This window comes from Kitasatospora sp. NPDC059973 (genome assembly GCF_042737525.1).
GTDB lineage: Bacteria > Actinomycetota > Actinomycetes > Streptomycetales > Streptomycetaceae > Kitasatospora.
The window spans coordinates 25,252-40,013 of sequence record NZ_JBHWUI010000077.1; the positions used below are offsets into that span (position 1 = coordinate 25,252).

Annotated in this window: 14 protein-coding genes; all 14 read left to right on the forward strand. The window is 74.3% G+C overall.

The annotated features are described in order from the left end of the window. Position 1: 1 nt before the first annotated feature. The 14 genes from ACFWA9_RS21560 to ACFWA9_RS21625 all read left to right on the forward strand — a co-directional run bounded on the left by ACFWA9_RS21560 (position 2) and on the right by ACFWA9_RS21625 (position 14,687). On the forward strand, positions 2 to 316 hold the full coding sequence (locus ACFWA9_RS21560) for a phosphopantetheine-binding protein (protein ID WP_380388979.1): 315 nt from the start codon (positions 2 to 4) through the stop codon (positions 314 to 316). 3 nt (positions 317 to 319) lie between these two features. Continuing rightward, complete coding sequence (locus ACFWA9_RS21565; RefSeq protein ID WP_380388981.1) at positions 320 to 1,414, forward strand: MupA/Atu3671 family FMN-dependent luciferase-like monooxygenase; 1,095 nt, start codon at positions 320 to 322, stop codon at positions 1,412 to 1,414. 154 nt (positions 1,415 to 1,568) lie between these two features. Next, on the forward strand, positions 1,569 to 2,852 hold the full coding sequence (mpaD, locus tag ACFWA9_RS21570; protein WP_380388983.1) for a daptide-type RiPP biosynthesis aminotransferase: 1,284 nt from the start codon (positions 1,569 to 1,571) through the stop codon (positions 2,850 to 2,852). Then, positions 2,849 to 4,048 carry a cytochrome P450 gene (locus ACFWA9_RS21575; protein WP_380388985.1) on the forward strand — a complete coding sequence of 400 codons (1,200 nt, stop codon included), beginning with the start codon at positions 2,849 to 2,851 and terminating at the stop codon, positions 4,046 to 4,048. Before mpaD ends, ACFWA9_RS21575 begins: the two co-directional genes overlap by 4 nt. Positions 4,049 to 4,089: 41 nt before the next feature. Then, positions 4,090 to 5,142, forward strand: a complete 1,053-nt coding sequence (locus ACFWA9_RS21580) for an isopenicillin N synthase family dioxygenase (protein ID WP_380388987.1) — start codon at positions 4,090 to 4,092, stop codon at positions 5,140 to 5,142. Beyond that, positions 5,139 to 6,155 (forward strand): 3-oxoacyl-ACP synthase III family protein, encoded by a 1,017-nt coding sequence (locus ACFWA9_RS21585; protein WP_380388989.1) that lies wholly within the window; start codon positions 5,139 to 5,141, stop codon positions 6,153 to 6,155. Before ACFWA9_RS21580 ends, ACFWA9_RS21585 begins: the two co-directional genes overlap by 4 nt. Before the next feature lie 41 nt (positions 6,156 to 6,196). Next, the gene (locus ACFWA9_RS21590) at positions 6,197 to 7,843 is read left to right on the forward strand and encodes a carbamoyltransferase (protein ID WP_380388991.1); all 1,647 of its coding nucleotides are present in this window, start codon (positions 6,197 to 6,199) and stop codon (positions 7,841 to 7,843) included. Continuing rightward, complete coding sequence (locus ACFWA9_RS21595; RefSeq protein ID WP_380388993.1) at positions 7,840 to 8,631, forward strand: NDP-sugar synthase; 792 nt, start codon at positions 7,840 to 7,842, stop codon at positions 8,629 to 8,631. Before ACFWA9_RS21590 ends, ACFWA9_RS21595 begins: the two co-directional genes overlap by 4 nt. Continuing rightward, positions 8,607 to 9,737 carry a CDP-glucose 4,6-dehydratase gene (gene rfbG, locus ACFWA9_RS21600; protein WP_380388995.1) on the forward strand — a complete coding sequence of 377 codons (1,131 nt, stop codon included), beginning with the start codon at positions 8,607 to 8,609 and terminating at the stop codon, positions 9,735 to 9,737. Before ACFWA9_RS21595 ends, rfbG begins: the two co-directional genes overlap by 25 nt. Further along, positions 9,734 to 11,014, forward strand: a complete 1,281-nt coding sequence (locus ACFWA9_RS21605) for a glycosyltransferase family 4 protein (RefSeq protein WP_380388997.1) — start codon at positions 9,734 to 9,736, stop codon at positions 11,012 to 11,014. Before rfbG ends, ACFWA9_RS21605 begins: the two co-directional genes overlap by 4 nt. Further along, positions 11,007 to 12,083: a nicotinate-nucleotide--dimethylbenzimidazole phosphoribosyltransferase gene (locus tag ACFWA9_RS21610; RefSeq protein WP_380388999.1), complete on the forward strand. Its 1,077-nt coding sequence runs from the start codon at positions 11,007 to 11,009 to the stop codon at positions 12,081 to 12,083. The genes ACFWA9_RS21605 and ACFWA9_RS21610 overlap by 8 nt, the downstream gene beginning before the upstream one ends. 80 nt (positions 12,084 to 12,163) lie before the next feature. Beyond that, positions 12,164 to 12,772: an HAD family hydrolase gene (locus tag ACFWA9_RS21615; RefSeq protein ID WP_380389001.1), complete on the forward strand. Its 609-nt coding sequence runs from the start codon at positions 12,164 to 12,166 to the stop codon at positions 12,770 to 12,772. After that, positions 12,769 to 14,169, forward strand: a complete 1,401-nt coding sequence (locus ACFWA9_RS21620) for a class I adenylate-forming enzyme family protein (protein ID WP_380389003.1) — start codon at positions 12,769 to 12,771, stop codon at positions 14,167 to 14,169. The genes ACFWA9_RS21615 and ACFWA9_RS21620 overlap by 4 nt, the downstream gene beginning before the upstream one ends. Further along, positions 14,166 to 14,687, forward strand: coding sequence for a chorismate--pyruvate lyase family protein (locus tag ACFWA9_RS21625; protein WP_380389005.1), 522 nt, complete (start codon positions 14,166 to 14,168; stop codon positions 14,685 to 14,687). Before ACFWA9_RS21620 ends, ACFWA9_RS21625 begins: the two co-directional genes overlap by 4 nt. Positions 14,688 to 14,762: the final 75 nt, after the last annotated feature.

The following is a 14,762-nucleotide window of genomic DNA, read 5'->3' on the forward strand; positions in this document are numbered from 1 at the left end:
GATGCAGAACACAGTGGCCGGCCTTCCGGCCGAGACCGTCGTGGACGTCACGGAAATCGCGGAATCGCTGGAGGTCTTCGTCCGGGCCGAGGGCCGGATCGACGACGGCGACCAGGATTTCAACCGGCAGGTCGACCTCTTCGACGCCGGTTACCTGGATTCGTTGGGCACCTTGCACCTCATCCAGCACATCGAGGAGCGGTTCCGCCTCGAGCTCGACGACGACGCCCTCGGCGACCCGGGGTTCGGCAGCATCGACGGGATCAGCTCGATCGTCGCCACCGCGCTGGCGGCGGCCGGCTCCCGGGAGCGGTGACCGGTGGACCTCGGCCTGTTCTACTTCGCGGACGACGCCGCCGCCCCGGGCGGCGGCGGCGACCGCTACCGCCTGCTCCTGGAGGGCGCCCGGTTCGCCGACCGGCACGGCTTCACCGCCGTCTGGACACCCGAGCGGCACTTCCACCGCTTCGGTGGCCGCTACCCCAACCCGGCGGTGACCGGGGCCGCCGTCGCCGCGTGCACCGAGCGGATCGCGATCCGCGCGGGCAGTGTCGTCGCGCCGCTGCACCACGTGCTGCGGATCGCCGAGGAGTGGGCGGTGGTGGACGGCCTGTCCGGCGGGCGGGCGGGTCTGTCGCTGGCCTCCGGCTGGAACCCCGCCGACTTCGTGCTGCGCCCCGAGGGCTTCGAGGGGCGTGACCGCGCGGCGGTCGAGGCCGTCGACACCCTGCGCCGGCTCTGGCGGGGCGAGCCCCTGCCGGCCGCCGCCGACGACGCGGCGCAGGGCCCGCGGATCTACCCGCTGCCGGTCGGCGGCCCGCTGCCGATGTGGCTGACCAGCGCGGGCAACCCGGAGACCTTCCGGGCCGCCGGCCGCGCCGGGGTGGGCGTGCTGACCCATCTGGCCAACCAGGACCTCGCCGAACTCGCCCTCCGCACGGCCGAGTACCGGCGGGAGTACGCCGCCGCCGGGCACCCCGGTCGGGGCCACGTGGTGCTGATGGTCCACACCTTCCTGGGCGAGGACGCCGACGCCGTCGAGGCGCAGGTCCGCGGGCCGCTGGAGGAGTACCTGGTCAGCGCCATGACACTGTTCGGCCCGAAGGGCAGCGCCGGGTGGAGCCCGGCCCGCACCAGGGCCGTCGTCCGACCCGCCCTGAATCGGTACCTGCACCAGGGGTACGGCCTGTTCGGCACGGTCGAGCGGGCCGAGGCACTGGTCGAGGAATACCGGCGGGCCGGTGCGGACGAACTCGCCTGCCTGGTGGACTTCGGGCTGCCCGCCGATCAGGTGCTGCGCGCCCTGGAGCCGCTCTCCGAACTCCGCCGCCGGGTGGCCCGCCAAGCCCCGTGCGCCGCCGATTCCGAGCATTCTCCGAGGTCACCGCAGAAAAGGGCTGTTCAGAGCCCTTAATGTCTTGTACCGTGCATGATCAACGGCATTGTGCCGCTCCCTCCCGTGAGCACGTGAATTCCCCGACCGACGCATCCGCGCGGCCCCGACGAATTCCGGCGGACCAGCACGGGCGGCGACCTCTCTGACCACATCACCACGCCGGGGGAAACACGTGGGCACCGATTCTGCGCGCTATCCGCTGTGGGAACTCCTGGAGCGCCCCAGCACCTTCGGACGGGCGTCCCACTCGGCGGTGCGCGCCGAGGGCACCCGCGTCTTCTTCGCCGACGGGCAGTGGCGTCAGTGCGCCACCAGCGGCCTGTGGAACGTCAACCTCGGCTACGGCAATCCCCGGATCGCCGACGCCGTCCGGGACGCCCTGATCGAGACGTCGTACTTCTCGCTCTTCCGCACCGGGCACGAGCCCGCCGTGGCCGCCTCCCGGGCACTGCTCGACCTCTGCGGCCCCGAGCACTTCGGCCGGGTGATCCACTCCACCTCGGGCAGCGCCGCCAACGACCTCACCATGAAGCTGGCCCGTCAGTACTGGGCACTGAAGCGGCAGTTCCGCCGCCGGGTGATCGTCGGCCTCAAGGGCAGCTACCACGGCCTCACCTACGGCAGCCACGGCCTGACCGGCATGTCGCTCGGACAGAGCTACTACAGCGTCGACCAGCGGCTCATCCGGCACGTCAGCCACGAGGACCCGGCCGAGCTGGAGGAGCTGCTGCGCACGGAGGGCGAGAGCATCGCCGCCGTCGTGGTCGAGCCGGTGCTCGGCACCGGCGCCCTTCCGCTGCCCGACACCATGCTCGCCGCCCTCTCCCGGCTGCGCCGCGAGTACGGCTTCCTGCTGGTGGCCGACGAGGTCGCCACCGGCTTCGGCCGCACCGGCTCGTACTTCGCCTCGCACGACTGGCCCGAGCGGCCCGACGTGATGCTGGCCTCGAAGGGCCTCACCAACGGCACCTGCGCCGCCGCCGCGGTCATCGTCTCGCACGCCGTCTGCGACGTCTTCGACCGCAGCGACGCCGCCCTCACCCACGCCGAGACACAGGCCGGGGCTCCCCCCACCTGCGCCGCGATCCTGGCGACCATCGAGGAGATGGCCCGCCTCGACGCGATCGGCCAGGCCACCCGGGTCTCCGCCGGGCTCGACGGGCTCCTCGCCGAACTTGCCGCGCACCCGCTGGTCGCCGACGACAACGGCCTCGGCTGCTTCCGGGCGCTGCGGCTCCACGCCGGCGGCGCCGACCTGCCCGAGGGCGCCGTCAAGCGGGTCGTCGAGGAGATCCGGGAGGCCGGGGCACTGGTGTCGGCCGGGCCGAGCCGGATCCAGCTGGCGCCGGCCCTGGTGTACCGGGACGAGGACCTGGAGTTGCTGGCCACGGCCCTGCGCACCGGCCTCGACCGGGCAGCCGAGTGGCTGCTCACGGACGGGACGGCCGGAGCATGACCACCGAGACCACCACGGGCTGGTCCTTCCCCGTACCCCGGAGCGATCCCCACGACCCGCCGACCGCGTACCGCACGGCCGAGGGCGAGCCGATCCGACGGGTGCCGCTCAGCTACGGCGGCGAGGCCTGGCTGGTCACCGACTTCCGTACCGCCCGCACCGTGCTCGCCGATCACCGCGGCTTCAGCTCGGACTCCACCCTGCCCGGCTACCCGGCCTTCCCGCTCTCCTCCAAGCGGCCGATCCCCGGCCACTTCCTCTCCATGGACCCGCCGCAGCACACCCGGCTGCGGCAGCTGGTCGCGGCGGAGTTCAGCGGCTCCCGGATCAAGGCGATGCGGCCCGATCTGTCCGCCTCCGCCGACGAGTTGATCGACCGGATGGCCGCGGCCGGCGGCCCGCAGGACCTCGTCGCCTCTCTCGCCGTCCCGCTGCCCGCGCTCAGCGCCTCCCAGATGCTCGGCACGCCGCTCGCCGACCGGGACTTCTTCCTGGACTGCACCCGGGATTTGCAGACACACGACGCCACGGTGACGCAGCGCGTCCTGGCGGCCGGGAAGATGAACCGGTACCTGGAACGGCTCTTCACCGCCAAGCGGACCGGCACCGACGACGACCTGTTCAGTCGGCTCGCCCGGAGCCTCGACGACGGCGACCTGACCATGGCCGAGCTGGTCGGCCTGGCCAACCTGATCGTCGTCGCGGGCCTGGAGACCACCGCCGGGCTGTTCTCGCTGACCATGCTGTCGTTGCTCGGCGACCAGGAGCAGGGCGACCTGGTCCGGGCGGACCCGGAGCGATGGGCCGGGCCGGCGGTCGCCGAGGCGCTGCGCTACTGGACCCTGGTGCAGCACGGCGTCGCCCGCGTCGCGCTGCGCAACACCGAGCTGGGCGGGCGGCCGATCCGCGCGGGCGACGGCGTGGTGGTCCACCTGGCGACCGCCAACCGGGACCCGGACGTGTTCGAGGAGCCCGACCGCTTCGACCTGACCCGCACGGTCCGCGGCCAGCTGGCGTTCGGGCACGGCATCCACCGCTGCCTCGGGAGCGCTCTCGCCCAGACCCAGACCGAGCTGGCCGTGGCCGCCCTGCTGCGCCGGCTACCCGGCCTGCGCCTGGCCGAGCCGCAGGCCGGCCCGCCCTTCCTGGCGGAGATGCTCATCTACGGGCTGCGGTCGCTGCACGTCACCTGGTGATCCGTCACCGGAAGTCACCACCGCTAGGAGGGGGAGGCCGGATGCCCGGCAGACCGACCACACCGACTGCACCGACCACGCCGTCGGCACCGGACGCGCCGTCACCGACCGCACCCGGCGAGGACGGCCACGGGCCCACGCTGCTGCACGGCTACGTGCCCGTCATCGACCTGGGACTCGACGCGCCGCCGAACGCGCGGCGCCGGGCCGGCGTGGCCGAGGCCGTCCGCAAGGCGTGCGAGACCAGCGGGTTCCTCGTCGTGGTCGGCCACGGGGTGCCCGAGGCGACCGTCACCGCACTGTACGAGGCCGCCGGCGCCTTCTTCCGGGGCCCGGCCGAGGTGCGCGCTGGCGCCGCCAACGACCCCGACGACCCGCTCCAGCACGGCTACGGCGCCAACGACCGGATGCACCTGTTCGGCGCGAGCCTGCTCGGCGAGCGGAGCGAGGACCGGTTCCCCGGTCTGGACGCTCCCAACCGCTGGCCGGACCAGCCCGGGTTCCGGGAGGCGTTCCTGGAGTACTACCGCGCCGCCACCGGCCTGTCGGTCGAACTGATGCGGTTGTTCGCCCTCGCGCTGAACCTGCCGGAGACCTGGTTCGACGACAAGTTCGAGCGACACATGACGCCGATGATGGTCAACTACTACCCGCCCCGCACCGGCGTCACCCACGACAAGCTGCGCAACAGCCCGCACACCGACTTCGGCAGCCTCACCGTCCTCTACCAGGACGAGGCGCCTGGCGGCCTGCAGGTACGCGACCAGCACGGCCGGTGGCTGGACGTACCGCCGCTGCCCGGATCCTTCGTCGTCAACCTCGGCCGGCTGATGACCCGGTGGACCAACGACCGCTGGGCGAGCACCGTCCACCGAGTGGTCAACCCGGCGAAGGAGCAGGAGCACCTCGACCGGATTTCCATCGCCTTCTTCTACCAGGCGGACCCGGAGGCCGAGATCGCCTGCATCCCCACCTGCACCACGCCCGACGACCCGCCGCACCACCCGCCGGTCCGCTCCGGCGACTACTTCCTGTCGAAGTCGCGGCGGGCGTACATCCTGCGCAGCATGGGCCGGTTGGACGCGGCGCCGTGACCTACGGAATCAGCGCCATCGCCTACGCGCTCGGCGAGCCCTGCGACGTCGCCGAGCACGCGCCCCGCTACACCCCCGACCTCAAGCGGGTGGAGGACTGGGGCTACCGCGGGTTCCACCGCGCGCCGGACGGCACCGGACTGACCGACCTGGCCGCGCGGGCCGGACAGCGGGCGCTCGAGCGCGCCGGGATCGCGGCGGACGAGGTCGACCTGGTGGTGCTGGCGATGGCGGACATCCCCGAGTACCTGTACTGGGACCCGGCCGCCGCGACCCAGGCCAAGCTGGGCACCCGCCGCGCGGAGGCGCTGCTGGTCAATCAGGCGTGCAGCAGCGGCGTCAGCGGATTCGACGCCGCTGCGGGCAAGTTCGCCACCCACCCCGACTACCGGACCGCCCTGCTGATCACCGTCAACCGGGTCTGCGAGACGTACTGGAACCGGATGGAGTCCAGCACCGCGATCACCTCGGACGGCGCGGTCGCGGCGGTGCTGCGGCGCGACGAGGAGCGGTGCCGCTGGCTGGCGACCGAGATCATCACCGACGGGACCTTCGCCGACGTGGCGTACCTGCCCGGCGGCGGTGCGGCGCGGCCGGTCACCCCCGAGCACCCGGACCCGGGCAGCATCGGCAATCCGGTGGCGCTGATGGAGGAGTTCCTCGGCCACGACCTGCGGGCGAAGATCCGCTTCATGCGGCGGACCAGGACCAACAGCCTCGCCGTCCTGGCCGCCGCCTGCCGCCGGGTGCCCGTGCCGGTGGAGGAGGTCCGGCACGTCCTGCACATGAACGGCACCGCCGACGGCCTCGCGGAAGCGGCGCGCGACTACGGCGTGCCGCTGGAGAACACCAACGCGGCCATCGCCCTCGACCACGGTCACTTCGGCTGCGCCGACCAACTGCTCGCGCTCGGAAAGAAGCTGGAGGCCGGCGAGCTCCCGCAGGGCGGGATCGTCGCCCTCACCAGCACCGGGAACGGCATGCACTGGGCCTGCACCCTGCTGCGGGTCTGACGAGCCATGCGGCCCGACAAGCAAGAAGGAGAACAACCCCCGTGCGAATACTCGGACTCGGAGGGTCCCACCACGACTTCGGCGCCTGCCTGGTGGAGGACGGGCGCATCGTCTCCGCCGTCGAGGAGGAACGCCTCGTCCGGTTGAAGATCGCGTTCGGCCTCGGACCGCGCCTGCAGCAGTGCCGAGCCGGTGACTACGTCCTCGCCGAGGGCGGCATCGGGCCGCAGGACGTCGACCTGATCGTCGCCAACGACTTCATCAACCCGGTCTACACCCTGCGCCACCGCGACCGGATCCACTGGATCGGCCACCACCTCTCCCACGCCGCCAGCACCTTCTACACCTCGCCGTTCCAGGAGGCGGCGGTCCTGGTGATGGACGGCCGCGGCTCCACCGTCGAGCGTGACGGCGAGCAGCACGGCGAGACCATCACCTTCTACCGCGGCGACGCCCGCGGCCTCACCCCCGTCCGCAGCCTGACCGGCCGGGTCGCGACCGCGCCGCACCGGCTCGACGACACGTACGAGAACTCCATCGGCTGGATGTACGAGGCCGTCTCCAAGGAGATCGGCTTCCACACCGTCGGCGGCATGGGCGCACCCGGCAAGACCATGGGCCTCGCCCCGTACGGCACCCCGCGCTACGTCGACGCGCTCGCCGGGCTGTACGAGCTGCACGACGGGCTTTTCCGCCAGTCGCTCGCCCAGCAGGAGGCGGTGCGCGCCCTCATCGCCGCGGAGCTCGCGAACGCCGACGGCGAGGAGGCCGCCGACGGCGTCCGCGCGGACTTCGCCTACGCCGTCCAGGCCAACACCGAGCGGATCGTCGTCGAGCTGGCCCGCTGGCTGCACCACGAGACCGGCGCCACGGACCTCTGCCTGGCCGGCGGGGTCGCCCTCAACAGTGTCGCCAACTACCTGATCCTCCAGGAGACCCCGTTCGAGCGGCTGCACATCGTGCCGGCCGCGGGCGACAGCGGCACCGCGATCGGCGCCGCCCTGTACGGGCACTACACGCTCGGCGGGCACCCGTGGGCTCCCTCCCCCGAGCTGTTCTCCCCGTACCTGGGCCGCCGGCACACCGACGCCGAGATCGAGGCGGCCGTCGCCGCGCGCGGCGCGCGGCTGACGGTCGAGCGCCCCGACGACCTGTACGCGACGGTCGCCCGCGAGCTCGCGGACGGCGCCATCGTCGGCTGGTTCCAGGGCCGCTCCGAGATCGGGCCGCGCGCCCTCGGCAACCGCAGCATCCTCGCCGACCCGCGCGACCCCGGCATGAAGGACCGCATCAACGCCAAGGTCAAGCACCGGGAGGCGTTCCGGCCGTTCGCCCCGGTGGTGCTGGAGGACCGGCAGTCCGAGTACTTCGACACCGCCGTCCCCGCCCACTACATGCTGCTGGTGCCGCGGGTGCGGGAGGACCGGCGGGCGGACGTCCCCGCGATCACGCACGTCGACGGCTCGGCGCGGCTGCAGACCGCGACGCCCGCCCTCAACCCCGAACTGTGCGAGCTGATCACCGCCTTCGACCGGATCACCGGGGTCCCGGTGCTGCTCAACACGTCGTTCAACGACAACGAGGAGCCCATCGTGGAGTCGCCCGAGGACGCGGTGCGCTGCTTCCTCTCCACCGAGCTGGACGTCCTCGTCCTGCACGGCCTGGTCATCCGCAAGGCGGGCGAGTGAACGACCGGCACCTCTCCGAGCGGCCCACGGTCGTGCTGCTCTGCGGCGGCCTCGGCCTGCGCCAGCGCAGCGACGGCGACGACCTCCCCAAGCCGCTGCGCCCGCTCCCGGACGGCCGGGCGCTGATCCTCCACGTACTCGACTACTACCGCTCGTTCGGCCTCGACGACTTCGTCCTGTGTACCGGCTACGGGGCACGGGCGATGGAGCGGCTGCTGCTGGACGAGTTCCCGGTCTCCCCGGCGGACGTCGAGACCGGCGCCGGCTGGCTCCGCTTCGCAGCCGGTGGCACCCGGCTCACCCTCGTCGACAACGGCCCGTACGCCGAGAAGTGCGTACGCCTGCTGGCGGCGGCCGAGCACCTGCGGCCCGGGCCGTTCCTGCTCGGCTACGGCGACGTGCTCTCCGATTTCGACCTGCGCCGACTGCTCGGGCGCCACCAGGAGAGCGGCACCGCCGTCACCATGACCGCCACCCGGGTCCGCTCCCGCTACGGCGAGATCGTGGTCGGCCCCGGCATGTCGGTCACCGCGTTCGTCGAGAAGCCGCTGCAGCCCGCGCTGATCTCGGCCGGCTACTTCGCCTGCTCACCGCGCCTGCTCAGCGCGCTCTCCCCGGCACTCGGCCTGGAGGAGGACGTGCTGCCCGCGCTCGCGGCGGCCGGCGAGGTCGACGCGGTCGTGCACGACGGGCGGTGGCTGCCGTTCGACACCTACAAGGACTTCGTCGACGCCGAGGCGCTGGCGGCACAGGAGGGATTCCCATGGCCGACCCCGGTCCGGGCCTGAACCGGCCCGCCCCGCGCTGGCGCGGCCGGCAGGTGCTCGTCACCGGCCACAGCGGCTTCGTCGGCTCGTGGCTCACCACCGCCCTGCTGCGGCTCGGCGCCGACGTCACCGGCTTCGCGGCCGACGACGACGAGCACACCAGGGACCGCAGCGCCGGCCTCGCCGGGCTCGGCGCCCGCACCGTCGTCGGCGACGTCCGCGATCTCGACGCCGTGCACCGCACCATGGCCTCGCGGCCGTTCGACGTGGTGTTCCACCTGGCGGCCCAGCCGCTCGTGAGCGCCGGCCTCGCCGACCCGCACACCACCCTCGGCACCAACATCGGCGGCTCCCTCAACGTGCTGGAGGCCGTTCGCCGGTGCGCACCCGGGGTGCTCGTCCACGTCACCTCCGACAAGTGCTACCGCAACCGGAACTGGCCGTGGCCCTACCGGGAGATCGACGAACTCGGCGGCGGCTGCCCGTACAGCGTCTCCAAGGCCGGCGCGGAGCTGGTCTTCGAGGCGTACGCGACGCTGCTGCGCGACACCGGCGCACCCACCCGGGGCGCCTCCGTCCGCTTCGGGAACATCATCGGCGGCGGCGACCTGGCCGCCAACCGGCTGGTGCCCGACATGCTGGCGGCCCTCGACGAGGGCCGCCAGCTACGGCTGCGCCGCCCCGACGCCGTCCGCCCCTGGCAGCACGTCCTCGACGTCGTGCACGGCCTGCTGCTGCTCGCCGACCGGCTGGGCGACGGCACGGTCGCCGGCGGCGAGGTCCTCAACTTCGCGCCGCCCGGCGACGGCGCGACCGTGCTCGACCTCGCCCGCGCCCTCGACACGGCCTGGGTCGCGGCCGGCGGCGACCCGGTCGAGCTGGCCGCCGACCCGGACAACCGCCTCACCGAGGACGAACTCCTGCGCCTGGACGGCCGCAGGGCCGCCGAGGCACTCGGCTGGCGCCACCGCTACGACCTCGACGCCTCGGCCGCCGTCGTCGTCGCCTGGCACCGGGCCGTCCGCGCGGGCACCCCGCCGGTCGAGCAGACCGCGGCCCAGGTCGAGGACTTCCTCTTCGACGCACACCTCACGCAGACCGACGAACGGGCAGGCGAGCAGCAGTGACCAGCACACGACGGGCAGTCGTCTTCTCCCGGGAGTACCCGCCCACCACCGTCGGCGGCACCAGCACCGTCGCCCGCAACCTCGCCGCCGGCCTGGTCGCCGAGGGCTGGGAGGTCGCCGTCGTCACCTCCCGCCCCGGCGCCGCCGACGACCTCCGCGAGCGGATCGACGGGGTGACCGTCCACCGCGTCGGCACCGACGTCGTCTACAACGCCGGCAGCGGGCTCGCCGACGACAGCCTGCGCGTCCACCGGCGCTTCCACAGCGCCGCGCAGCAGCTCGCCGAGGAGACCGGGGCACCCGACCTGGTCGCGCTGCCCGACCTCTTCTGCCATCCCGAGGCCGCGATGTTCGCGCGCCGGCACGGCGTGCCGCTGGTCAACGTCCTGCTCCAGGACTTCCGCGCGATCACCCCGTACGACCGCGACAAGCACCGCGTCACCAGCGGGGTCGCCGCCGACGCCGCGCACCTGGTGGGGCTGGAGCGCAAGGCCGTCCTGACCAGCGACCACACCGTCTTCATCAGCCGGGCGCTGTCCGACGCGATCACCAGCTACTACCCGGAGAACACCGCGCCGCACTCGGTGATCCACCTCGGCGTCGACCCGGACGAGATCCGGGCCGTCGAACAGGACCCGCGGTGGCACCGCCGCCGCGAGGCCCTCGCGATCGGCTCCGAGCCGCTCCTCGTCGGCTGCGGGCGGCTCGTCCCCGTCAAGGGCTACGCACAGCTGCTCACCGCACTCGACCTGCTCGGTGCCGTCCGGCGGCCGGACGGCACCGCCGTACGGCCGCACCTCGCGCTGGTCGGCGTCGGCCCGGAGGAGCGGCCGCTGCGCGAGCTCGCCGGGCGGCTCGGCCTCGCCGACCGGGTGACGTTCCTCGGCGACGTTCCCCGGCAGGAGGCGCTCGGCTGGATGTCCGTCGCCGACGTCGCCGTGGTGCCCAGCCTCTGGGAGTCGTTCTGCTACGTCTGCGCGGAGATGATGGCGTTCGGCCGCCCCGTCGTCGCCACCGCCGTGGACTCGCTGCGCGAGCTGGTGCCCGGCCCCGAGTTCGGCTACCCCGTCCCGGTCGAAGGCCCCTCCGGTGCCCGGGTCCTCGACCCGGCGGTCCTCGCCGACGCCCTGCGCCAGGCCTTCGCCGACCCGGACGAGGCCGCCCGGCGCGGCGCCGCCGCCCGCGCCCGGGTCGCCGAGCACTTCACCAACCGGCGCTTCGCCCAGCGGGTCTCCGACCTCTGCCTCGAACTCACCGAAGGGCGGGCCGATGGCTGACGGCCGCTCGACGGACGGGGCGACCGACCGCGAACGGATCGCCGGCCTCTGCGACTCCGTCACCGCCCCCGACCGCCGCAGCGCCCGGCTCGCGCAGGTCCGCCAGCTCGCCCTCGCCCGCCCGGCCGGCAGCCTGGGTCGGCTCGACACCCTCGTCCAGCGGGTCGCGGGCATCCGCCGCACGGCCTCCCCCGGCCCGCTGGCCACCGTCGTCAGCGTGCTGGCCGGGGACCACGGCGTGGCCGCGCAGGGCACCTCGCGCTTCCGGCCCGGCGTCACCAGCCAGGTGCTGCGCCTGATCGACGGCGGGCAGGCGCCGGTCAACATCCTGGCCGACCGCCTCCCGGCCCGTGTCGAGACCGCCGACCTCGGTCTCGTCGACCCGGTCGGCGACCAGCGCTACAAGATCGCGCCCGGGACCGCCGACATCTCCGTCCAGGACGCCATGACCGCCGACCTGGCCGCCCGCGCGGTCGCCGCCGGCGCCCGCTTCGCCGCGGAACGCCTCGGCGACGCGGGGCTGGTCGCGGTCGGGGAGATCGGTGTCGGCAACACCACGGCCGCCACCGCGCTCGCCGCCCGGCTGCTCGGCCTTCCCGCCGCCGAACTCACCGGGCTCGGCTCGGGAGTGCCGCAGGCCACCGTCCACCGCAAGGCCGCCCTCGTCGACCAGGCGCTCACCCGGACCGCCCGGCTGCCCGACGACCCGCTCACGGTGCTCGCCGCGCTCGGCGGCTACGAGATCGCCGGCAACACCGGCCTCATCCTCGCGGCGGCCGCCCGCCGGCAGGTCGTCCTCGTCGACGGTGCCATCACCGCGGTCGCGGCCCTGCTCGCCGTCCGGCTCTGCCCGGCGGCGGCGGGATACCTGGTCGCCGCCCACGAATCCACCGAACCCTCGCACCGGCACGTCCTGGCCGCCCTCGGCCAGCCCCCGCTGCTCCGCCTGGAGATGCGCCTCGGTATGGCCTCCGGCGCCGCCCTCGCCGCCGGCCTGGTCAACGCCGCCCTCGCGGTCGCCGAGAACACCCCCAGCGCCGACATCGCCGGCCTGGCAGGAGCCCAGTGACCAGCCCCGCGCCGCCGACCGGCCCGGCCCCGGCCCGGCCCCCCGCCACCGGCGCGTCCCCGGGGCGGATCGTGCGCGGGGTGGTGTTCGATCTCGACGGGACCTTGGTCGACTCCTGGGCGCTGCACCTGCGGTGCCTGCGGCGCAGCGTGGTGGCCGTCGGATTGGAGCAGCCGAGCGGCGCCCGGTTGGCCGCTGCGCAGCGGCCGACGGATCTGGAGACGCTGGCGGTGCTGGTGCCGGCGGGCCTGCTGGGTGAGGCGGCGCGGGCCTACGATGCCGCGTTCCGGGAGGAGTTGGCGGGCGGGGCGTCTCCCGCGCCGCCGATGGCCGGGGCGCGGGAGGTGGTCGGGCTGCTGCGCGCGCGAGGGCTGGTGCTGGGGATCTGCACGGGCCGCTCACGTGCGCACGCCCGGCTGCTGCTCGACGCGTGCGGCCTGCCGCTCGATCTGACCGTGGCCCGTGAGGACGCTCCGCGCCCCAAGCCGGCCGCGGACGGCCTGCTGCTCGCGCTGCGGCGGCTCGCTCTGGCGCCCGAAGAGGCGGTGTACGTCGGCGACAGCGCCGCCGACGCGCGGCAGGGAGCCGCGGCCGGGGTCGCCGCGACCCTTCTCCTGGGCCCGCCCGGTCCCGGCCGGCTCGCTTCACTGAACGATCTTCCCGCAGTACTCCGAAAGGCCCGGCCATGACCAGGATCGTCCAAGCCGTTCGCGACAACGGCGCACCGCCCGACGCCACCGCGCTGGTCGTGAACGGCCGGGTCTGGACCTACCGTGAGCTGCTGGCCTCGGCCGAGCGGGTCGCCGCCGCCCTGGCCCGACGGGACGTTCCCGGGGAGAGCGTGGTGGCGCGGACGGCGGACCCGGCGGCGACGGCGGTCCTGGTGCTGGGCTGCGATCTGGCCGGGGTGCCGCTGGTGCACCGTGATGCCGCGGCTCCCGGCGGTGCCGTCGGCCCGATCGCCCAGGACGGGCCGACCGACCACGTCGGCGGCACCGCCCTGTCCGAGGAGCCTTCGCTGCGGCTCACCGGGAAGGGCCGCTCGGACCTGCCGGACGGAGTGCCGGCGGGCGCCCAGGTCTTTCTGACGTCCGGCTCCACCGGTGTGCCGACGGGTGTGGTCCGCACCTCCGCCGCCGTGCTGGCGGACGCCCGGCGGGTGGGCGGCTTCCTGGGCTACGGGCCGGACGCCCCGGTCGCGGTGGCGGCGCCGCTCTTCCACGCCTACGGGTTCAACTACGGGCTCATCGCGCCGCTGGTGCTGGGTGCGCCTGTGCGGTTCTGCCCGGTCAGGTCGGTACCGTCCCGGCTGCTGGCGGCGGTGCACGGCCATGGCGCGCGGACGCTCATCGCGCTGCCCTTCCACTACGCGCTGCTGGCGCAGGCCGCCGCGGCCCGCGAGGGCCTGGCCACGCCGCCCAGCCTGGCGCTCGCGGTGTCGGCGGGCGCGCCGTTGGGGCCGGGGGTGGCCGCCGCGATCGCCGAACGCTTCACCTTCCGTCTGCACAACTGTTACGGCTCCTCGGAGGCGGGCGCGGTCACGCTCGCCCCGGTCTCCGGTGGCGAGGCCGACGGCTGGGTCGGGGTGCCGCTGCCGGGGGTGGCGGCCGAGGTCGTGCAATCGGCCGACGACGACCTGCCGCGAGGCGAACTCCGGCTGCGGACCACCTCGTTGGCCTTCGGCCGGATCGGTCCGGCGGGCCTGGTGCCGCTCGATCTCGACGAGGAGGGCCGGTACCGCACCGGGGACCTCGCCCTGCCGCCGGCCGCGGAGGGCGCCCTCCGGCTGGCCGGGCGGATCGGAACCCTGATCAACGTGGCGGGGAAGAAGGTCGCCCCCGTCGAGATCGAGCGGGTGCTGGCGGAGCACCCGGCGGTGGCGGACGTCCGGGTGTCGGCCTCCCCGGACCGCGCGCACGGACAGGTGCCGGTGGCCGAGGTGGTGCTGCGGGCTCCGGCGCCCGAGCTGGTGCGGTGGTGCCGCGATCGGCTGGCACCCCATCAGGTGCCTCGGCGGATCACCGAGGTCCCGTCGATTCCCCGCTCGGCCACCGGCAAGCCGATCCACCGCGAGGTGGTCCGGTGAACCGCTCCTCTGCCATGGCCGACACCCCTGCGGCCCCGCCGGGTCCGGGGCGGCTGGGGCTGATCGGCCGGCTGATCCTCTCCTGCGACGGCACGGTCACGCCGCTCGTCGAGCAGGTGGTGGGAGAGCGCATCGTGACCGCCGGGCTGACCCATGCGCCGGAGCCGGCGGACGAGGAGGTCGCGCGCTTGCTGACGGTCCCGACCGGCCGGGTGCTGCTGTCGCGGACCACCGAGCTGGTCGGTGCCCGGTCGGGCCTGGTGCACGTGAGGGCCAGGACGCTCCTGGTGGTGGAGGCGCTGCCGGCGCCGCTGCGGACGGATCTGCTGGGCGGTGACGAGCCGATCGGGCGGCTGCTGCGCCGGCACCGGATCGAGTCGTTCCGCGAGATCGTCTCCTCGACGGCCGCCGTGGCGCAGGGCGGTGCCGCCCGGCGGTACCGGGTGGTGATCGGAGGGGTCCCGGCGATGCTGATCGACGAGGTCTTCGCCCCGGGGTGCCTCGGCGAGCCGGTCTGACCGGCGGCGCGGCGAACCACGACGGCGGGGGGGGGGGGGCAACCCACCCCCCCCCCACCACACCCCCCCCCCCCC